18 protein-coding genes are annotated in these 21,909 nt (G+C 36.9%); 12 read left to right on the top strand and 6 right to left on the bottom strand.

Features of this window, described 5'->3' with window-relative positions; translation table 11 throughout:
* Nucleotides 1–141: 141 nt before the first annotated feature.
* Nucleotides 142–522 (top strand): DUF2269 family protein, encoded by a 381-nt coding sequence (locus tag RVS70_RS18790; protein ID WP_321134405.1) that lies wholly within the window; start codon nucleotides 142–144, stop codon nucleotides 520–522.
* Between the two features lie 436 nt (nucleotides 523–958).
* On the top strand, nucleotides 959–1,495 hold the full coding sequence (locus tag RVS70_RS18785; RefSeq protein WP_026682405.1) for an HD domain-containing protein: 537 nt from the start codon (nucleotides 959–961) through the stop codon (nucleotides 1,493–1,495).
* Between the two features lie 74 nt (nucleotides 1,496–1,569).
* Here the strand turns inward: RVS70_RS18785 and RVS70_RS18780 are convergent, their stop codons facing one another.
* Entirely contained in the window at nucleotides 1,570–2,592 is a 1,023-nt protein-coding gene (locus RVS70_RS18780) for a D-alanyl-D-alanine carboxypeptidase family protein (RefSeq protein WP_121604474.1), read from the bottom strand.
* 304 nt (nucleotides 2,593–2,896) lie between these two features.
* Here RVS70_RS18780 and RVS70_RS18775 point away from each other — a divergent pair, with 304 nt between their 5' ends.
* Entirely contained in the window at nucleotides 2,897–4,087 is a 1,191-nt protein-coding gene (locus tag RVS70_RS18775) for an MFS transporter (RefSeq protein ID WP_205389529.1), read from the top strand.
* A 125-nt stretch (nucleotides 4,088–4,212) separates the two neighbouring features.
* Here the strand turns inward: RVS70_RS18775 and pepT are convergent, their stop codons facing one another.
* On the bottom strand, nucleotides 4,213–5,442 hold the full coding sequence (pepT, locus tag RVS70_RS18770) for a peptidase T (RefSeq protein ID WP_026682408.1): 1,230 nt from the start codon (nucleotides 5,440–5,442) through the stop codon (nucleotides 4,213–4,215).
* Nucleotides 5,443–5,942: 500 nt separating this feature from the next.
* Here pepT and RVS70_RS18765 point away from each other — a divergent pair, with 500 nt between their 5' ends.
* Nucleotides 5,943–6,788 (top strand): sulfurtransferase, encoded by an 846-nt coding sequence (locus RVS70_RS18765; RefSeq protein ID WP_026682409.1) that lies wholly within the window; start codon nucleotides 5,943–5,945, stop codon nucleotides 6,786–6,788.
* Entirely contained in the window at nucleotides 6,785–7,348 is a 564-nt protein-coding gene (locus RVS70_RS18760) for a DNA-3-methyladenine glycosylase I (protein WP_026682410.1), read from the top strand. Before RVS70_RS18765 ends, RVS70_RS18760 begins: the two co-directional genes overlap by 4 nt.
* Before the next feature lie 619 nt (nucleotides 7,349–7,967).
* Here RVS70_RS18760 and RVS70_RS18755 read toward each other — a convergent pair.
* On the bottom strand, nucleotides 7,968–9,749 hold the full coding sequence (locus tag RVS70_RS18755; protein ID WP_166530530.1) for a methyl-accepting chemotaxis protein: 1,782 nt from the start codon (nucleotides 9,747–9,749) through the stop codon (nucleotides 7,968–7,970).
* A 170-nt stretch (nucleotides 9,750–9,919) separates the two neighbouring features.
* On the opposite strand from RVS70_RS18755, the gene RVS70_RS18750 reads away from it, so the two are divergent.
* The 5 genes from RVS70_RS18750 to rsgA all read left to right on the top strand — a co-directional run bounded on the left by RVS70_RS18750 (nucleotide 9,920) and on the right by rsgA (nucleotide 16,290).
* Nucleotides 9,920–10,432, top strand: coding sequence for a GNAT family N-acetyltransferase (locus tag RVS70_RS18750; RefSeq protein ID WP_121604480.1), 513 nt, complete (start codon nucleotides 9,920–9,922; stop codon nucleotides 10,430–10,432).
* Nucleotides 10,433–10,598: 166 nt separating this feature from the next.
* Nucleotides 10,599–12,017, top strand: a complete 1,419-nt coding sequence (locus RVS70_RS18745; RefSeq protein WP_121604481.1) for a LysM peptidoglycan-binding domain-containing protein — start codon at nucleotides 10,599–10,601, stop codon at nucleotides 12,015–12,017.
* 423 nt (nucleotides 12,018–12,440) lie between these two features.
* Entirely contained in the window at nucleotides 12,441–14,066 is a 1,626-nt protein-coding gene (gene abc-f / locus RVS70_RS18740; RefSeq protein WP_205389531.1) for a ribosomal protection-like ABC-F family protein, read from the top strand.
* Nucleotides 14,067–14,156: 90 nt separating this feature from the next.
* Nucleotides 14,157–14,981 carry an aldo/keto reductase gene (locus RVS70_RS18735; RefSeq protein WP_026680695.1) on the top strand — a complete coding sequence of 275 codons (825 nt, stop codon included), beginning with the start codon at nucleotides 14,157–14,159 and terminating at the stop codon, nucleotides 14,979–14,981.
* Between the two features lie 241 nt (nucleotides 14,982–15,222).
* Nucleotides 15,223–16,290, top strand: coding sequence for a ribosome small subunit-dependent GTPase A (rsgA, locus tag RVS70_RS18730; protein ID WP_121604483.1), 1,068 nt, complete (start codon nucleotides 15,223–15,225; stop codon nucleotides 16,288–16,290).
* A gap of 240 nt (nucleotides 16,291–16,530) precedes the next feature.
* Here rsgA and RVS70_RS18725 read toward each other — a convergent pair whose 3' ends face one another.
* Nucleotides 16,531–17,076, bottom strand: coding sequence for an HD domain-containing protein (locus RVS70_RS18725; protein WP_026680697.1), 546 nt, complete (start codon nucleotides 17,074–17,076; stop codon nucleotides 16,531–16,533).
* Nucleotides 17,073–17,681: a TetR/AcrR family transcriptional regulator gene (locus RVS70_RS18720; protein ID WP_321134377.1), complete on the bottom strand. Its 609-nt coding sequence runs from the start codon at nucleotides 17,679–17,681 to the stop codon at nucleotides 17,073–17,075. Before RVS70_RS18720 ends, RVS70_RS18725 begins: the two co-directional genes overlap by 4 nt.
* Before the next feature lie 84 nt (nucleotides 17,682–17,765).
* Here RVS70_RS18720 and RVS70_RS18715 point away from each other — a divergent pair, with 84 nt between their 5' ends.
* Nucleotides 17,766–18,308 carry a hypothetical protein gene (locus RVS70_RS18715; RefSeq protein WP_026680699.1) on the top strand — a complete coding sequence of 181 codons (543 nt, stop codon included), beginning with the start codon at nucleotides 17,766–17,768 and terminating at the stop codon, nucleotides 18,306–18,308.
* Between the two features lie 202 nt (nucleotides 18,309–18,510).
* Here the strand turns inward: RVS70_RS18715 and glpT are convergent, their stop codons facing one another.
* Complete coding sequence (glpT, locus tag RVS70_RS18710; protein ID WP_026680700.1) at nucleotides 18,511–19,872, bottom strand: glycerol-3-phosphate transporter; 1,362 nt, start codon at nucleotides 19,870–19,872, stop codon at nucleotides 18,511–18,513.
* 652 nt (nucleotides 19,873–20,524) lie between these two features.
* Between glpT and fni the strand changes: the two genes are divergently transcribed.
* A complete protein-coding gene (gene fni, locus RVS70_RS18705) occupies nucleotides 20,525–21,580 on the top strand; it encodes a type 2 isopentenyl-diphosphate Delta-isomerase (protein ID WP_026680701.1) in 1,056 nt (351 codons plus the stop codon).
* Nucleotides 21,581–21,909 lie beyond the last annotated feature (329 nt).

Below are 21,909 nucleotides of genomic sequence, written 5' to 3'. Positions count from 1 at the left end.
ACAAACCCCACGGAAAGGGAAGTGGGCAGCCGGAGTGGTGGTCAAGCAAGCAGTAGCTATTATTCCATAATAGCTACTAGAGGAAGCGTAAATCTGAGCATTTAGTGATAAGGACTGAGCGAATTTTACTCAGTTTTTCTAATGATATCGGTTGTTTCAAGGGCAAAGACCATGGAAGAGCTACGCCATGCCTATGAAATTAGAAGTATGTTGCATCGGTTCGTGATGATAGGCGGTACGCTTTTGTTAACAACAGGCCTCATAATGGGAGTAATTAGGCCATATTTATTTTCGCAAAGCTGGTATGTGTTGAGCCTTGTTCTTTTTATAGTTGGATTAGCATTTGGACCGCTTGTATTATCTCCTTGCTCTAAACCAATTAAAGCATTGCTGGATACATATGTGGGTGTAGCTATACCTCCTGTGTATCAAGAGCTATCGAGAAAGTTATTTTTCTTTGAAAGAATCGAAAATATCTTTTTTCTACTAATCATTGTCCTGATGATTGTAAAACCATTCTAAATCGAACATGGCAACATCAGCTCGGAGAGAGAAACGAATCTTTCTTCTAGAAGAAAAGGATATTTGCTTTCTATGGAAACATTTCAGCTTCCTCAGGAGTAAAACCTGCTCGTTGTGCGAGCTAACGCTGTTGCTGTAACTGGTTTAAGTCGACAGTTCATTTTATCCCACATATAACAGGAAGCAAGACCCCCACTGATTGAAGTTTCAATGTATAGGTGGCTTAACAAGCTTTGATAGGCAAATAATGAAAAAGGCTGAAAATCGTAAAGACCGGGTGAAGCAGGTGTTAAGATATGTTTAAGAATTGAAAAAAAGGGAAATATCTATTGCAAAGTGTAGGTAATTTATGCTATATTCAATAAAATTTATCCTGCATGCTTATTTATAAAAGGTGGGGATAGATTCAAATAAATTTAGAAAGGAGAATGATCTAATGAGAAATGTCACATTAGAAGATGTATTTACACACCCCGTAACACAAAGATATTTAAAACGATCAGGTATCGCTCATGCTATTTCCGTAGCGGAATATGCATTTATGCTTGCTAAAAAACATGATGTGAATCCTGATCACGCAACAAAAGCGGCTTTACTACATGATATTGGTCATTACACGTGGTATCGTGAGGGGAAATGGGATTATGAGCTTTATAAAGAAAATGATATTCATGCTATCAAAGGTGCAAGTCGTGCGCATAAGCTTTTAATTCGAATTGGAGAAGATCGCCAAGCAGCAAAAGAGATTGCTGTAGCTATATTACTTCATACGGATTCGTATCTTCCTAAAGGGGAGTTGCAATTAAAACCACTACAGCAAGTAGTGAACATGGCTGATGAAGCAGATGAAGAAATTGGTGGTAATCATCACTATAAGGTGATAGAGGACCACGTTGCATTAGAACGTATCCGTGTTTTAGATATGCAAATAGATGAATATGTAAATAAAAACCAGACAAAAGAAATTGTCTGATTTTCTCTTTAATTCCTCATTACAATCTTCGTGCAACCCTTCCTTGGGAGTCCTTCCTTCCCCTGCAACCTTGATTAATTCGATAAATATTCCTCTAAAGTTAAGTCATTATTCATTATGTCTTCGGCTGCTTTTTTGCCTACATAACGAATGTGCCATGGCTCGTATTGGTAGTGGGTTATTGCTTCTTTACCTTCTGGATAACGAATAATAAACCCAAAGTGAGCAGCATGTTCTTTTAGCCACTTGCCTTCATCTGTTTCTCCGAATTCGATGATCAATTGATAGTTTACATCAGGACTTGTTACATCCATTGTTAAACCAGTTTGATGTTCACTTTCACCAGGACGAGCACTGAAATTATTAGCAGCTTCTTCACCATGTTCATTCACATTTGCTGTAAAAATCGACACTTGTCTATCATAGGAACGATATCCTGATTGGGCAAATAAATCAAGTCCTGCTTTATCAGCGGCGTGGAATAGCTTCTCTAAAGAAGATGCAGCAATTTCACGCATCTGCTTCTTGGGTAGGTCTTCTGTAAATGGGAATCGAACATCCGGAATCACGAGATCTTCAGGTATATAATCTTCGGGGAGGGCATGTTCTTTATTTACTAATGCCAGTTGTTCATAAGGATTAGCTAATATTTCTGAACCATGCTTTGTTGCTGCAGGCTCTGCTTTAAATGGCAACCCTTCTCCCGGAACATATTCCTTCGAATCTTGCAGAAGCGAATGAACAACTTCAGCTGTATCCTCTGAATAAATACCAGTTATAGGTAATGATTCATGCTGTAATTGGATATCTGTAATTGCCCATATCGTAGATTCATCAAATTTTCCAGTATTTTTAATATCATAGCCGATGGCACTTAAGACTTTTTGTAAAGCTTTAACAGACTCACCGCTGTCTTTCTTTTGCATTTCAGTTTTTGGAACCTGTAAAGTTCCACTATCGGATTTCTTCGGTTGCTCCTTAGCCTGTGTCGCTGTATCTTCTTCATTTGATTTCTCTTTGTCATCATTAGTACATGCTGTAATTACTAACGATATAATTAGCAGTGCACTAATAATTATAAATGTCTTTCGTTTCATGATGCTTTTCTCTCCCTGCATGATAGTTTACTGCTTGTTCTAAAACAAGGCAATAGCCTTGAGGTTGTCTCATAAGGATGGTCTATAGATTAATTACAATAACGCTTTTTATACCGATGGTACGAAAGGAATTATTCCATTTTCATATTGTACAACTTTGCAATTTAACTAACCTATATTTTCTCATAAATGATAAGAATTCGCCAATACAAATGATAATATATTCATAGAATGCAGATAGGCACAATTTACAACAGACTTTCATATAAATACATGAGGTGAAGAGGAAAGCGAGTGTACTATCATGAAAGATCTACTTGTTTCAGCAGCAACAAGATATTATTTATATACCATGATCTTATTTTGGTGTGCACTGATCGTCGTTTCTAGTGTGTATGTCAGTACCCCACTATCGCATACATTTTCCATGTATTTTCATATTTTATTAAGTGAGGCAGCGTGGATAAGTAGTAGTTTTTCTATGTTTTATGCAATCGGCTTCTTGTTTTTTACACCTTTTACGAATCGAATTGGTGAAAAACAAATGATTGTCTTTGGTTTAGTTATGCTTACAATATGTACAGTATCGATTGGTTATAGCGATAATTTTCAAACACTCTTAGTTCTTAGAGCTTTACAGGGATTCTTTGCAGCTACGTTTGCGCCAACAGCACTTTCTTATGTATTTGAAGTTTTTCCACCAAGCAAACGGATAATGGTTATTGGTTATATTAGTTTTGGATATGTACTAGCTGGAATTATTGGACAATCGTTATCTGATGTTATTAATCAAACGCTTGATTGGCATGCTGTATTCTATTTTTTTGCTTGTATTTATGGTCTAAGTGCAATACTGGTAGCTTGGTTACTGCCTGCAACGTCTCCATCCAAAAAAGACGGTATGATGAAGAAATATATCAAGCAGCTATCACGTATTTTTAGGCGGAAGCAATTATTATATTGTTACTTGATAACAATTATGCTGCTACTAACATTTCTGGGTATGTATACCGTATTAGGAGACTATTTACGGTCCTCTCCTTATCATCTCACTACTCAGGAGGTATTTTATGTGCGGGTACTTGGTGTGATTGGTATGCTATGCTCTCCATTTGCTGTTAAGGCTGTAAAAATTATTGGGGAACTAGCTATGTTACGCTGTAGCTTAGCAATGGCCAGCTCGGGATTACTGTTGTTGTCTCTTAGTAACCATTTGATAGTAACTATATTAACAAGTATCTGGTATGTTGCTGGAATATCTTTTACCTTCCCTATAATTATGATGATTATCGGGAACCTTGGTGGGAAGGAACGTGCAGCTGCTTCTTCGATGTATGCATTTATCCTATTTGTAGGTGCTTCGCTAGGTCCCATCATTTCACTAAAGTTATTAGAGATAGGCGGATATATACTTACATTCCTTATACTGTCGTGCTGCTTACTTATTGCATTAGGTGCGGGATTTTTATTGAAAATATCAAGACCAAAAGCGTAAGCACCCGATTAGAAACGTAGCGACTGTCAACGGAGATAAAGGAAGCATGGGCTAATTTTATAATTTCCTAGACTATAAAAAAAGCCAGTTACCATGTAATGGACCTGGCTAATTATCGCTATCGTTTAACGTTGTTCGAAAAGTTTACAGATTTCAATAATCGTTTTTGTTGATTGAACCATATTATCCACTGAAACATATTCAAATTTCCCATGGAAATTCTCTCCTCCAGTAAAGATATTTGGTGTAGGTAAACCCATGTAGGATAGCTGAGATCCATCGGTACCTCCACGGATTGGTTCCACAATTGGTTTAATGTTAAGGTTTTCCATTGCCTGGTAGGCAATATCAACAATCTCTTTGACAGGTTCAATTTTTTCTCGCATATTATAATATTGGTCTTCCATCTCTATAGTAATGCATGCTTGACCATATTTTTTCTTCATTTCCTTCGTGAACGTTCTGACCATATCTTTTCTTTGTTGAAATTTTTCTTTATCAAAATCTCGTATAATATAAGTTACTTCTGCTGCTTCAACATCACCATTGACTGCAATGAGATGAAAGAAGCCTTCATAGTTTTCGGTGTGTTCAGGTGCCTCTGCCTCTGGGAACTTACTTATAAATTCAGCGGCCATTTTTCCGGCGTTTTTCATTTTATCTTTAGCTGTTCCTGGATGAACACTATTGCCTTTGAAGGTAATTCGTGCTTCAGCAGCATGAAAGCTTTCATATTGTAATTCGCCTAAAGGACCACCATCTATCGTATAGGCATAGGTTGCGTCAAATCGTTCAACATCGAATTTTTCTGGTCCCTTGCCAATCTCTTCATCAGGAGTAAACCCTACACGGATTCTACCGTGTTTGATTTCAGGATGTTGAATCAGATAATCCATCGCAGTCATAATTTCTGCAATTCCTGCTTTATTATCAGCACCTAATAACGTAGTACCGTCTGTCGTAATGATAGTATGTCCCTTGTAGTTAGGAAGCTCAGGGAAATCTTTTGCAGATAATACAATATCTAGTTCTGGATTTAATAAAATGTCTTTACCATCAAAGGATTCAATTACTTGTGGGTTCACATTTTTTCCAGTGAAGTCAGTAGCAGTATCTATATGTGCTAGGAAGCCAATCGTAGGAATATCTTTATCAGTGTTTGCTGGTAATGTAGCCATTACATATCCGAAATCATCAACCATTACGTCAACCATTCCGATCTGTCTAAGCTCTTCGACTAATTGTTTTGCAAGTACCAACTGTCCTGGAGTAGAAGGTGTTTGACCCGTCCCCGCTTTAGATTGTGTATCCATTTTTACATAGGTTGTAAAACGTTGTATTAACTCTTCCTTCATCTCGAATTTTCATCTCCTATTTAACAAGATAACCAAAGCTAATGTCGAAATATGGTTGTTTCTAATTAGTGTTCTTATTATTATAGCTTATTCATTAATTTTTTCTAAATAAAAACTTTTTTGATTATGTGCTAAAGGAGAGTATATCACCGTTAGAAAGGGATATGGACGATAGTTGCTTTACGGAAATAATGGGTAGGAATACAAAGTAAGATCGTTTAAAATAAAAATAATACGTGGTAATTTATCCCGCATATAACTGGCAGTAAGCTCCCACTTTAAGTAATAAGGTGAAGCTAATATAGGATAAGTGGGGCTCAACTGCCAGTAAATGTCCGATTGGTTCGGGCCTACATGGAAGTAGGTCACAAAGGCGTTGCCACAGGACGTGGCGAATGAAGCCTTTGTACGCATTTGTTTTAGTAAAAACGGATGGAAGTTTCACTTTATTCTATGCTTACAATTAAAATACATCTTATTTCAGAATGGAGGGTCTAGAGTTGTCTTATGTAATCAGTATCCAGCGTTTGAAACATCGTTTGAATAATAGTCAGGATAATACCGTAATTATTGACACACGTTTTGATCTAATGAATTCGGATGCAGGTAGAAAAGCTTACTTAACTGATCATATTCCTGAAGCAGTGTATATGGATTTGGAGAAGGATCTATCTGGAAAAAAACAAAAGCATGGTGGAAATCATCCGCTGCCAGATGTTGAGATGTTGTCAGCTAAAATTGGGAAAATTGGTATCGATCATACGACGACAGTTATTATTTATGATCAGAAAAATGATATGTTTGCTGCTAGAGCATGGTGGTTATTTCATTATTTGGGACATGAAAAAGTGTATGTGTTAGATGGTGGTTATGAGCGATGGAAGGAAGAAGGAAATGAGACGACAGATGTTATCCCTCAGTTAACGGAAAAACAGTTTATCCCTAACATTCGATCTGACCAAACAGTTGATATGGAAACGGTGAAAGAAAAAGTGATGAGTAAATCAGCCGTGCTTATCGACTCACGTTCTAAAGATCGTTATTTAGGTGATAGTGAACCTCTCTATGCAAGAGCAGGGCATATTCCTGGAGCAGAGAACTATTTTTGGAAGGATGTGCTTTCGGCAGATGGAAAATGGAAAAATAAAGAAAGCTTAGAAAAGCAATTTGCCAATATAGCAAAGGACGAAGAAGTAATAGTTTCTTGTGGGTCGGGAGTATCCGCTTGTCCAAACATACTTGCCTTGAAATCGCTTGGTTATAAAAATGTAAAATTGTATCCAGGAAGCTTCAGTGATTGGATATCATATGAAAAAAATGAAGTTGCGATAGGAGAAGAATCATGAACAAATGTCGTTGTGAATGGGTAACCGATGATGATATATATATCCACTATCATGATAATGAATGGGGCAAGCCAGTATATGATGATAAAAAATTATTTGAGATGCTTAGTTTAGAGGGGGCACAGGCTGGCTTAAGTTGGATAACTATATTAAAAAGGCGTGAAAATTACTTGGCAGCATTCGATGAGTTTGATCCTGTCAAAGTAAGTGCGTATAATGAATCGAAAATAAATGATTTAATAGAGAATGAAGGCATTATTAGGAATAAGCGAAAAGTTAATTCGGTTGTAACAAATGCCCAAGCTTTTCTTGAAGTGCAAAAAGAGTTTGGAAGTTTTAGTAACTATATTTGGTCATTTGTTCAAGGTGAGCCTTTAATAAATAACTGGAAAGAACATAAAGATGTTCCTGCTACTACGAGGGAATCGGAACAAATGAGTAAAGACTTAAAACGTCGTGGCTTCAGCTTTGTAGGTCCAACTATTTGTTATGCCTTCATGCAAGCAACTGGGATGGTAAATGATCATACGAAGGATTGCTTTCTTTATCAAGGGAAGTAAATAAAATGCAACAAAAAATCGCTTCAACCTTTACTGAAGCGATTTTTTATAGTTTTAGCGTGTTGAGCCGTGTCCAGTTCCAGCACCCAGAAACTAGGCGACTTCACGAATCGCCCTAAGCTAAGTCATCATCGGCTCGCAAGCTCACCGTGATTCCTTTCTCTCGCTCTAGTCGCTATGTTTCTAATCGGGCGCTTGCGCTTTGTTCTAAGTTAAGAAAGTATAAAATCAGTGCAATGACTGCGTTAAGCCAAGTAGTTATTTTGAAATGTTTGATGTATATTGGCAATGCTCCGACTAATTACTTCGCTTTCCGCGGGCACGGCCTCAACTAACTTTGCAAAGAAGAACACGTTGCAAAGTTAGCTGAAGGACAAACCCCACGGAAAGGGAAGTGGGCAGCCGGAGTGGTGGTCAAGCAGTAGCTATTATTCCATAATAGCTACTAGAGGAAGCGTAAATCTGAGCATTTAGTGATAAGGAATGAGCGAATTTTGCTCAGTTTTTCTTAAAAGATAAGAAAGTATAAAAATTTGGCTATACCAGAGTGTTTCTTAGCTTATCCTTGTCTATCCCGCATATAATTGGCAGTAAAATCCCACTGATTGCTAGTCAAACTTTATAGTTTAAACGTATTTATTTCTTCATTTAATTTTTCAGCTAGTTCTGCTAGCTCATTTGCATTAGAAGATACTTCTTCCATAGAACTAGATGTTTGTTGGGCGGATGCGGCAGCCTGTTCCACGCCAGCAGCAGATTCTTCGGAGACAGAGGCAATCTCTTCAATTAGCTGATTCATATCTACGCTATTTGCTGCAATTTCCTTTAAATTTTCAGAAATTGTATTTATCTTATTTGTCATATCTCTCACTGCATGATTGATGGTAGTAAAGTTCTTACCAGTAGTTTCAATTTGTGCAGTTCCTTCTTTTACTTCATGATAGCCACTATTTAATGACCCAACCACTTGGGTGGTTTCTGATTGGATATTTTGAACAATCGTAGTTATTTCTCCAACTGATGATGCAACTTGCTCGGATAGCCTACGTACCTCATCAGCTACAACTGCGAATCCTTTTCCGTGTTCACCAGCTCTAGCTGCTTCTATGGCAGCGTTTAAGGATAGCAAGTTCGTTTGATCTGCAATATCTTTAATAACAAGAACTAGCTTGGAAATCTCGTTTGACTGATGATCGAGCCCTTGGACTTTTTCTACTGCTTCCGCAACAATCGAGTCTATTTGCTTCATTTGTGATACGGATTGTTTCATCAGTTCTGTACCTTCAGAAGTTAACTGTTGAACTTTCTGAGAGCTTTGCATCACTTCTTGACCATTTGCTTCTGATGATTGAACTTTTCGTACAAAATCATTCATATTTTCCGATAAATCGCCTGCACTTGTTGCCTGTGTCTCCGCACCTGAGGACAGTTCTTCCATTGTGGATGCAATTTGATTACTTCCTTCTCTTACCTCGTTAGCTGATTGAGTCAATTCCTCACTGCGAGATGAGACAGAATTGGAAGCGTTTTGAACTTTGAAAAGGATCCCTTTAATATTGTCCTTCATTTGATTAACTGACTGTGCAAGTTGCCCGATCTCGTCTTTTCCTTGATAATTCATCGATGTGGCTTGGAGGTTTCCATTTGCTACTTCTGAAGTAATTTTTACAACGTTGCTCAAATGGAGGGATGTCTTCTTACTAATTAGAATCATAAGTAAAATTCCAACGATAATAGCTGTTAAATTGGCTATCATTAATACTATTGTACTATAATTCATTGTTTCTGAAGCTTGATTCACAGATGTTTCTTGTTCTTGGCGAACGATCTTGCTTAAATCATTAACGAGCTGGATTGTTTCTGTTCGTAGTCTTGTTGAATAAGAGCGTAATGAATTTGCCATCGTATCTTCTCCACTTTGTACGGAAGCAACCATCTCATTAAAAAACGTATCATTTATACTAGCATCATTTTCTACAATCTTTTTAAATATTTCTTTTTGCTTGTTTGTTTTCATCGTGGGTTTAATTTTCTTAACAAGTGCATCAAATTCCGCTTGGTATTCTTTGAACATGTTTACATATTTATAATCCTCGGAAAGTAAATAGTCCGCAATTTGTACATCTTTTCCTTGGATCAGAGAAGATAGCTGAGTCATCTCGTTCACACGTATACTTTGCTCGCTGATTTGATCCATATTCTTTTGTCCTTTCGTTAATTGTACATAAACGATCGTGGTTGCAGCGATAAACAGAGCCGCTGTTATAAGAAAAATAGCTACATACTTTTGACCTATTTTTACATTTTTCCAATTAATAGGGCTTTTGTTCTTTTGTTTAATTGTCTTTTCTTTCTTTTGTTTTACTTTAGGTTTTATTTTTTTGACCTTATTTTTCTTCATATATATCCCCCAGTTATATTAAGAAAAGCATTTTCTTTCATTATCGACATAAAAGAACTGAGTATGAAGTACTATTTAAAATTTTTTAACATTTGCTTCATTTAATGCGTATCATGTAAAATGTGAAATTGTGGTTTGAATTGAAATAACTATAAATACAGGTGATATATATGAACTATTCAGCTTTTTTAACCGTGGAGAAGGATAAAAATGAATTAAAGCAAGAGCTAGACTCATTAGAAGTCCAATTATTTCGCATGCAAAATAGTATAAAAGAAATAGCTAAAAAGTCTGACGTTATTAGTATTGACCAAACACAAGATGACAATTGGGTTATCATTTATGCAGATAAACAATCAAATTCTTTCCAAATTATGCTCCATGAATGTACCAAGCCTTTTCGAGGTAATTGGGATTCAGCTATTCAAGCAGAATATAAAAATACAAGTACCCTTCATATTTCAGATATAAAAGGGGAACAGAACAAGGGATTTGGCTCTGTATTAATGAGGCATTTAAAGGAAATAGCTAGAGATGAGAATAAGCAGTACATCACTGGTGACATTGTTCAGCGGGATTTTGATCATGTAAATCGGCTGAAGCATTTTTATAGTAAACATTATTTTGATGTGAAAATAGATTATCAAGAACAATATGGTGAAATACTTTGGATTAATAATTGATGCTGTTCCGTAAAAACGGAGCAGTTTTTTTGAAATAAACACAGTTTGTAATAACAGGACAAACACCTAATGAATAAGATAGTCAATAGAAACAATGAGACTATATTCATGGGGTCTTGCTAATTTCTATGAATAGTAGTTACTTGAATTGGGAGCGTATATACAAATGCAAATTCATGTGATTAAACGAAATGATACATTATGGAACATTGCGGAGCGTTATGGTTCTGATTATCGACAAATAGCTGTATTAAATCAATTGAATAATCCAAATATATTAGTGATTGGGCAAGCACTTGTCATTCCAGATCCACGTAGAGAATATGTTGTGCAGTCTGGAGATACATTGTGGATGATAGCCCAACGATATCAAATACCTGTACAGGAGATTGCGGCAGTCAATCAAATAACAGACCCTAATTTGTTATTTGTAGGACAGATGTTAGAAATACCTTATTATCCATATATCGTACAGCTTGGAGATTCGTTATGGGAAATAGCCCAACAGACTGGTGTTACAGTTAATGAATTAATGAGGATGAATGCAATTACCAATCCATCGCTTATTTATCCAGGTCAAGTATTAAAAATTCCTCAACCATCCAGGCCGGTTAAAGAAATAAATGCATATGCTACAAAAACGGGAGCACAAGGTGCTCAGGAAATATTGGCCTATGGAAGGCTACTAACGTACGTAACACCATTTACGTATAGTATTCGATCAGATGGTACGATTACCGAGCTAAACGATTTACCTATTCTTGAAGCGGCAGAGGCAACAAATGTGCTGCCACTTTTAGTATTAACAAATTTCGTTGAAGGGGACTTTGACTCTGATTTAGCAGCAACATTATTACGGAGCCCTGAGTTACAAGAGAAGTTAATAACGATTCTATTAGAAGAAATGCAAGAAAAAGGATATCAAGGAGTAAATTTTGATTTTGAATATGTTTATCCTGAGGATCGAGAGAACTATAACAACTTTTTACGGCGTGTTGTAGCTCGCCTTCATCCTAATGGATATCTGGTTACTACGGCTCTTGCTCCCAAAATTAGAAGTGATCAAGAAGGATTGCTCTATGAGGCTCATGATTATAAAACACAGGGAGAAATTGTTGATTTTATTGTGCTCATGACTTATGAATGGGGATGGGCAGGAGGAAGACCATTAGCGATAGCGCCAATTAATGAGGTACGTAAGGTACTAGATTATGCAATTACAGTCATACCTCGTGATAAAATTATGATGGGAATACCGTTGTATGGAAGAGACTGGAGAATTCCGTGGCAAGAAGGTACTGTAGCTCGAACAGTTAGTTCACAAGAAGCCATCCAACTAGCTGCAACTTATGGAGCGGAGATCCAATATAATGATACCTATCAATCACCATACTTCCGTTATACGGATGGAGATGGTCAGCAGCATGAAGTATGGTTTGAGGATGCAAGAAGTATCCAAGCAAAATACGATATACTAAGAGATTATGATATAAGAGGGGCTAGTTACTGGGTATTAGGTATTCCATTTCCCCAAAATTGGCCTGTTTTGCAAAATAACTTTATCGTAAAAAAAGGTGACGTTTAGCATTGACACCTTTCTGAATTTTTAAGTATACTAGACATAATTAAAAAGGAGGTGGGTTAGATGAATCATACTGGTAGTGTAACGAAGATTAAAGAATATCTTTGGTTTCGTTATGCGATTTTTTCCGGAAATGTTGCTTGAGGGATAAGTATGCCCTTTTTTACTACAACATTAGGAAAAATACCAGTAAGAGACATCTACCTACAAGCGGATTCGTATGGAAAATCGTTGGCTTCCTCTGAAGTGGAATATAACGCTTCCATATATCTAGTGAAAAAGGCGTGTAAGGGGAGAACTCTTTGCGTCTTTTTTTGGTGTTTTTAAAAGATTGTTCTTTATGATGTAAAAATTGAATAGCAATCTAATAAAAATACTTCTTTCTATGTGTAGTAAGTGTCTCTTCGGCAAACGGAGGAAGAGAAGATGATTATTAGCAGTTTACAGCAAGTGACGCAAATATTAGGTGCAAATATTATATTTAAGGATATTACAGTTGAAATTAAAGAAGGAGAACGAATTGGGTTAATTGGAAGGAATGGAGAAGGAAAGACAACCTTACTAGATTTATTGGCAAAGAAGTCGGAGCCAGCAGAAGGTACGATTACATGGAAAAAGAATTTATCCGTTGGTTTATTACAGCAAGCCCCATCTTTAGAAGCTGAAGCTGAGGTTGAATCACTGTTATTTCAAGTTTTTACAAAGCTTAATCGACTAAAATCACAAATGCTTGAATTGGAAGCTAGTATGTCTTCGGAAACGGAAGCTGATCAATTAATGCTTCTTATTGAAAAGTACGGAAAGCTTCAAGAGCAATTCCAGGATCAAGGTGGTTACGAAATGGATGCTCAAGTAAGGCGTGTAATGAATGGCTTACAAATGGAGCATTTAGCCAATAAGAAGTGGAAGAACCTAAGTGGTGGAGAAAGAACAAAGGTTGGTTTAGCGCAGCTATTATTAACAGCGCCAGATCTTCTGCTGTTGGATGAGCCGACGAATCATTTGGATTTCCTTGCGATTGAATGGCTAACAAATTTTATAAATCAATACCATGGAACAGTTGTCATTGTTTCTCATGACCGTTATTTTCTAGATGAAACAGTAACTACTATATTAGAGATGGACCAAGGAGAACTGTTGAAATATCATACGAATTATACGGATTATGTAAAAGAAAGAGAAACGCGTTTACTGCAAGAATTCCAGCAATACCAGGATCAACAGAAAAAAATAAAGAAGATGAAGGAAACGATTAAACGTTTAAAAGAGTGGGCAAATCAAGCAAATCCACCAAATGATGGCTTGCATCGTCGAGCCAAAAGTATGGAAAAAGCTTTAGAGAAAATGACTGTCTTGAAACGTCCGATTTTGGAGAAAAAGCGTATTAATTTGGATTTTCAAATGGAAAAACGTAGTGGGAAGGATGTTATTCTGCTGGATAATGTGTATAAGCGTTTTCCGAGTAAACCATTATTTTCGGCAGCCAATATGCATATTCGCTTTCAAGATCGTGTTGCTATTATAGGTGAAAACGGAACTGGGAAATCAACTCTGTTAAGAATGTTATTAGGGAAAGATGAACCAGATCAGGGTGCGATCCAACTAGGAAGCAATTTATCTATTGGTTTCTTATCACAGCATATGTTAGAAATGGATGGATCTCGATCTGTTCTGGAAGAATTTCGTGATCAAGTACCTGTTACAGAGGGAGAAGCGAGGGGGATTTTAGCAAGGTTTCTTTTCTTTGGTCCGAGTGTTTTCCGTAAGGTTAAGCAATTAAGTGGTGGAGAAAAAATGCGTCTACGTTTGGCGGAACTTGTGTACCAGAATCATAATTTGCTTATTTTAGATGAGCCAACGAATCATCTTGATATTGAATCCAAAGAGGTTCTAGAAGAAGCATTAGAACAATTTGATGGAACAATTATTGCAGTATCACATGATCGATACTTTTTAGATAGACTCTTTCCTGTAACCTATTTAATTGATCAGGAACGCTTATCGAGATATGAAGGAAATTACACGTTCGCTCGGAGAAAATGGAGAGATTAAGGATGGTCATTACGAATGCATATTGATTAAATCCAATAAGCAGCTGTGATAATATAAGAATAATATTCCAAAATGAAAGGGAGTTAAAAGATGCAGTATATAACACTTAACAACGGTTTGAAAATGCCACAATTAGGATTTGGTGTTTGGCAAGTACCGGATGAAGAAGCGACCCCTGCAGTGGAAAAGGCACTAGAAATTGGTTACCGCTCTATTGATACGGCAAAAGTTTATGAAAACGAAAATGGTGTTGGTAAGGCACTAGCAAACAGTAATGTTGCACGTGAAGACCTTTTTATCACTACTAAAGTTTGGAATTCGGATCAAGGCTATGAGAATACGCTACAGGCATTTGACAAAAGCTTAGAACGATTAGGCTTAGATTATGTTGATCTTTACCTTATTCACTGGCCGACGCCTGAGTATGATGACTATGTGGAAACATATAAAGCTTTGGAAAAGCTATATAAGGATGGTCGTGTGAAAGCGATTGGTGTTTGTAACTTTAATGTGGAGCACTTGCAACGATTAATAGATGAATGTGATGTTGTTCCTGCGGTTAATCAAGTAGAGTGTCACCCATACTTGCAGCAAAAAGAAGTAAAGGAATTCTGTGAAAAACACAATATATATCTTGAAGCTTGGAGTCCATTAATGCAAGGTGGCGAAGTATTAAAAAATGATGTAATTACTAGTATTGCTGGTAGTTATAGTAAAACACCTGCTCAGGTAATTCTTCGCTGGCATCTGCAATATAATAATATTGTAATACCTAAATCAGTTACACCATCTAGAATGGAAGAGAATTTTAACGTGTTTGATTTTGAACTAACGACTGATGATATGAAAAGGATCGAAGGATTGGATCGAAATGAGCGTAAAGGCCCGGAGCCGAGCGAAATGAATATTAGATAGGCAGAGAAGCCAGACGTGTTTTTTACGTCTGGCTTTTTGCTGAATTGTACAGAAGAACTTTACTAAGTAAGTAATATAGGGTATAACTATTGTAGGTTAACACCGATAGGTCCATTTTGAAAGGAGTGATGTTTTATGAGTGCAACTGTAAAACGAAATTTATGTACGTACACATCAAACAAAATGGAGGAACGGTCGGTATAATGAGGGTGCTTTCTCCATTATAGGAGGAATTTTCATAGTGAACGATTTGGTAAAGTTAGGATGGGAGGAATCATCTTCACCATCTGTCAATTTGAATACAATTGCACGTGTTATTACGGTGCAACGGAATAGCTATCGCATATCTGATGGTCGATATGAGTATATAGCGCATGTTAGTGGGAAATTCTTTAATGAGGTTAATTCATCAATGGATTTTCCTGCTGTTGGTGATTGGGTGGTTGTGGAGAAACTAATTGATGAGAAAAAAGCAGTAATAAAGGAACTATTACCACGTAAAACTCAATTTGTTCGCCAAGCGGCTGGTGATAAGACAGAAGCGCAGTTAGTTGCTGCAAATTTGGATACTATTTTTATCGTAGGTTCGTTAAATGATGATCTTAATGTACGAAGGATGGAAAGATATATTATCTCAGCCTATGAGAGTGGAGCTTCACCAGTTATAGTGCTTACGAAAAAAGATATGTGTAAAGCTGATGAAATAGCTACGATCATGTCTGAGCTTGAAGAGGTTGCAATTGGGATTCCGATTGTTACATTGAGCAGTATAACGGGAGAAGGTATAACGGAATTTATGTCTTATTTGCCTCCACGTAAAACTGCAGCGCTTTTAGGTTCATCTGGCGTAGGAAAATCAACATTGGTAAATGTGCTACTGGAAGAACAGGTTCAACTTACAAATGCTATACGGGAGAATGATAGTAAAGGTCGTCATACAACAACACATCGTGAAATGTTTTTATTGAAAAATGGTGGATTACTTATTGATACACCTGGTATGCGTGAGCTGCAGCTTTGGGAAGGTGAACATGCTATTGATACGGCATTTGAGGATATTGAAGCCTTCGTTACCGCATGTTATTTTACCGACTGCAAGCATGATACGGAGCCTGGCTGTAGAGTGAAGGATGCCCTTAATTCAGGTGAATTGTCTGAAGCACGTTTCCAGAGCTATCTAAAATTACAGCGTGAGTTAGCTTATGAAAAGAGAAAGCAGGATCAAAAAGCACAACTCGAAGAAAAAAATAAGTGGAAGCAGCTTACCAAAAATATGAAGACAAGATATAAAAATCGTAGATATAAATAAAAGAAAGACAGCCTCCATTCCTCATTGGAAATCGGAGGCTGCTTTATTATCTATAAAAAATGAAGTGGAAGTCGAGTAATCATCAAGAACAGTACTGTATGCGAGTCAAGGCATATAGTTGATTGCCACTCTTTCCGGAAGATTATAATATATCCCAGATGTAACAGACAGAAAGAGCCTTACTAAAGCAATGTTTTCCTCAAGAATTCTGTGGAAAAAACACAATGGAATACTACTTTATTATTTTCCTTCAAACACTCTAGCAACAGTTTCTTCATATAATCTAAAGTAATTGGGGATTTCTTCAGAACGTAAACCATAGTACATTACTTCAACTAATGACTGATTGTACCATTTTTGCTTTTCGAAAGGAGCGTTAAAATGGTCCCAAACAATTGCACCTTGACCTCTCAAGTCCTGTTCTAAGCTTAGTAAATTATCTAGTTTATCAGCAATAATTAAATATTTTATCTCCTTTTCCGCAGATTTCAAGTTGTCAATTGTATGCTGTTTTCTTTCCTGCCAACTTAGAGATTTATTTTCTGTATTGGCTGCAACCAAGTGAGCTATTGAATCACCAAATTGTTCCTTAATATCCTTAATAGTATAAGAAGTGTCTTCCGCCACATCGTGTAAATATCCAGCACTAATTAATTCATCACGAAAACCAGCTGCTGCTAACCTTGCTGCTACACGGATGGGATGAGTGATATAAGGATCATTGGAACTCTTTCTTCGTTGTCCATCATGTGCCTTTGTTGCGAACGCTTTAGCTTTTTGTCTCATTTATCCAAAACCTCCTGTTTACATAAACTCTTTAGATGATGTTGGATCACAGAGGTCATCATTTCTTTAGACAGGCTATCTGGTTGTAGCAAATGATGAATAGCAAGTCCATCAATGAGTGCATATAACCGTTCAGTTTCAATCTCAGCAGCAAACTGATCAGGTACGAATTGCAGGGAGATAAGATGATCAATAACAGCAATAATAACACGTCGTAAGTCATGATATACCTTTTGATTCAACTGCATTAAATCTGGGTCAACAAGACTTCTTGCTGAAAAACTTAACCATACCTCCATCTCTATTTTTCTGTCTTTATCTAAAGGTATAAATTCAAAAAGAACTTCCTCCATGACTTGTAGTGGTGGACCATCGTACTGTTGACTGGCCATTCTTTCTCGAGCTCTATCGGAGACTAGTTGCATGGAATAAAGCAACAACTCCGATTGGGTTGTGAAATAGTGCCTTAAAGCGCCTACTGATAAATCAGCAGCATGAGCGATATTACGAACGGTTGCTTGCTCTATTCCTTCTTCTACAATTATTTTCCATGTTGCTTCTGCTATTATAATTTTTCTTTTTTCATGATCTACTTTTTTTGGCATGTCATTATTATAACACAGTTGTATTATTTAAATAAGTAACGTATAATTTAATTAATACGATTGTACTAAAAAGAGGTGGATTCTTTGATTGGTTGGTTAATTATTGCTTGTGAGATCGGTTTTTGGATATTTGTTTTAGCTGGTTTAATCGCAAGATATGTATTTAAAAAGAGACGGCTTGGGGCTATATTACTTATCCTTACTCCAGTTGTTGACTTTATCTTGTTAATGGCAACAGTAATTGATTTGAAAAACGGGGCAATTGCCACAACAGTTCACGGTATTGCTGCTATTTATATTGGTGTAAGCATAGGCTATGGTCATAGTATGATCAAATGGGCGGATCAACAATTTGCCTATCGGTTTGCTGATGGTGAGAAGCCGTCTAAAAAGAAAAAGTATGGAAAGGAATTCGCTAAAAGCGAACGAGTTGGTTGGTATCGTCATTTGTTAGCTTGGTGCATAGGGAGTGTATTTTTAGGAGGTATCATTTTATATATAAATAATCCGGAACAGACAAATGCGTTATTTGAAACCTTTCGTCTCTGGTCACTAATATTGCTGATTGATTTTGTTATTAGCTTTAGTTATACATTATTTCCAAAGAAGTCTAGTTCTCACGTTTAGCACGATATTATATTTTTTTAGGTTCCTGTTGTTCCACTATATTTACACGATACAAGGATGGTCACATTAGGTAAAATAAATCAGCTATAGGTGTCCTGTTCTAGCGTTTGACAAAGGATTGTTTCATTTGAACTTTAGATATATAAAAAGGGGAGCCCTTTAGCCATTTTCCATAGCTTTTGGAACTCCCTATAATTTATTATTAATGCTTAACTACTTCTTGTCCGCGAACATTCCAAGTTAACGTAAATAATAGAATGGCTAATATGCAAGAACCAGTTAATAAAAGGAAACCTGCATTCCAGCCTGCATGTTGTACAATAAATCCCATAAGTGCATTTGCCATTACAGCACCACCAAGATAGCCAAACAAACCTGTTAGGCCAGCAGCGGTTCCGGCAGCTTTCTTTGGTACAAAGTCTAATGCTTGTAAGCCGATAAGCATAACCGGTCCATATATAAGGAAACCTATTGCTATAAGTGCTAAGTTGTCAATTAAAGGGTTTCCTGCTGGATTAAGCCAATAAACAACAACAGAGAGTAGAACTCCTACCATGAAGATGACACCTGCAGGACCACGACGCCCTTTAAATACCTTATCGGAAATATATCCACATAATAATGTCCCAGGGATTCCAGCCCACTCGTATAAGAAATAGGCTAAACTAGATTCTTCCATATTAAAGGATTTTTCTTCACTTAAATACGTCGGTGCCCAGTCAAGTACACCATAGCGCACAAAGTATACAAACACATTTGCTAATGCAATTGTCCATACCCATTTATTATTTAAAACATATTTAAACAATATTTCTTTTGTAGTTAGTTCTGTTTCGTATGTTTTTTTATCCTTGCTTTGATAATCATTACGGTACTCCTCGATCGGTGGTAAACCGACGGATTGTGGCGTATCTCTCATTAACAAGAACGCAATGATAGCAACCACGATTGCAACAAGAGCTGGTAGAATAAATATTCCTTCGTAGCCGACAAACACAGCACCAAAATAAGTAGTGCAAATGGATACACCTGCTATCGCTAGTGGTGCCATTAACCCGCCACCAACGTTGTGTGCTACATTCCAAATCGAGGTTTTCGTGCCTCTTTCACTAACGCTAAACCAGTGTACTAATATTCTTCCGGAAGGTGGCCACCCCATACCTTGTGCCCATCCATTTAAAAATAGCATTATAAACATGATAGTCACTGTTGAAGTAAAGAATGGCACGAAGCCAATTAGTAAGTTGATAATAGCTGATAATATGAGTCCAATGGTGAGGAAATATCTAGCATTACTGCGATCTGATACAGTCCCCATCACAAACTTACTTACACCATAAGCAATGGAAATTGCTGCTAAAGCAATCCCTAATTCCCCTTTGGTAAAGCCTTCCTCTGTTAAATAAGGTATCGCAAGCGAAAAGTTTTTACGAATTAAATAATATCCTGCATAGCCAATAAATATTCCTAAAAATACTTGCAACCGAAGCTTTTTATAGGAAGAGTCGATTTTTTCTTCTGGCATCCTTTCTTTATGAGGTGCAGGCTTTAAAAATTTGAACATTTGTTCTCCCTTCTTTCCTTATATTTAAGTTAAATGAGTCAAGTTTATAATGGTAGCCTAATCCGAGTGATCTTGAATGTGAATAGTGAATACAGTAAATTTCATCTACAGGCACACGCTTACCGTGAGTCATCTCATCGATTCATGCCAATTAAGTCTCATCTGAGCACTCTTCCTGTAGAGTCACCACCATATGTTACAATCGATGAAATCAGCATCTTTCAATCACGAGTTATTTTAAATTTACCCGAATAAAATCGCTAATATTCCTCCCCTAGTTGAAGCTTCCCTTTTTATAGATTGTTCGGATAAGCACTTATGAAATTGATTCCAATAGGCATGGGTGTAAATTACGAAAAAAAAAGACATGCTTAAACGCCTCTTCTATAAAAGAAAAGAGGAATAAAGCTGTCTCTCCATTATCTCCGACCCATATATTAACTTATTAATTTAATGTAAACTGTAATGCAATCGCTGTCAATATATTTTTGGAAGAAAGCATTTCTTCATGAGCCTCGTATTTGGAATTAACCACTCAGAATAAGCGATTAGCTGAGTCTGCAAAATTATTAAAGAAAGATCATTACAATACGAACAATTGGTCAAGGTATGTTATGATATGGATTGAGGTCTAAAATTGGAGGTCTATAAAATGGAAGAAGGAATTAACCGTAGAAAGACAGAGCATATTCGACTTTGTTTAACCGAAAATGTAGAAGGCATCAATAAATCAACAGGGTTAGAGGGAATTTCATTTATACATAATGCACTTCCAGAAATTAATTTTGATTCTATCGAGACAACTACTACGTTTTTACATAAATCACTGCAGGCCCCATTCTTAGTAAGTTCAATGACTGGAGGGTCTGAGCTAGCAGCACAAATTAATCAAAACTTAGCATTAGCAGCGGAAGAAAAAAGATGGGCGGTGGCACTTGGATCTACAAGGGCACTATTGGAAAGTGACTCGCATAAGGATTCTTTTTTAATACGTAAGCAAGCACCAACTGTTCCATTAATTGCTAATTTAGGTGCTGTTCAATTAAATTATGGGTATGGTGTCGAAGAAGCACAACGAATTGTAGATTTGACGGAGGCGGATTCTCTCGTTCTGCATTTAAATAGCTTACAGGAAGCAGTACAAGATGAAGGGGATCTGAATTTCAATGAACTATTGCCGAAAATCGAGAAGATATGTGAGCGTCTAGACGTTCCAGTTGGAGCGAAAGAAGTAGGATTTGGGATAGATGGTACGGTAGCTAAGCGACTATACGATGCAGGGATTTCGTACATTGATGTAGCTGGAGCTGGTGGCACATCATGGAGTCAAGTCGAAAAGCTAAGATCTCAAGATTCACTTAAGAAGGCTGCAGCAGAAGCATTTAATAACTGGGGAATACCTACAAAGGATTGTATTGTGTCCGTAAAAAGTAAGCTACCGAACATACCACTCGTAGCAAGTGGTGGTATGAAAACAGGCGTAGACGCAGCAAAAGCAATTACGATTGGAGCCGATGTGATTGGATTTGCTAGGCAATTATTGCAAACTGCAACAGAATCAGTGGAATCTGTAATGCAAACAATGGAACAAATCGAATTGGAATTGAAAATGGTGATGTTTGGAATTGGTGTTACTTCTTTAAACGAGTTAAAAAATACAAAACGTCTAACGATTATGGGGAAATCCTTGCTTGATGAAAGCAGCTAAGCCATTAGGTTTTAGCTGTTTTTATTTTAGTCTAGGAATTATAAAATTAGCCCATGTGGATAAAAATGGGCGAGTTGAGCCGCGTCCAGCCCCAGCGCCCACAAACTGGTCGATTTCACGAATCATCTTACGATAAGTCATTATCGGCTCGCAAGCATACCATGATTCTTTTATCTCCGTTGACTCGCTCCAGTCCTAATCGGGCGCTTGCGCTTTTGTTCAAAGATAAGAAAGTATAAAAATTTGGCTATACCAGAGTGTTTCTTACTGTGGTATTTTAAGTATATGGAAAAAAACATCTTGAAACGAATCTTTTTTGATAAACATCA

The sequence above is a fragment of the Virgibacillus sp. M23 genome (assembly GCF_034190895.1).
GTDB lineage: Bacteria > Bacillota > Bacilli > Bacillales > Amphibacillaceae > Virgibacillus > Virgibacillus salarius.
The sequence above is the reverse complement of the archived record's forward strand: the minus strand, read 5'-3'. Positions and strand labels throughout refer to the sequence as shown.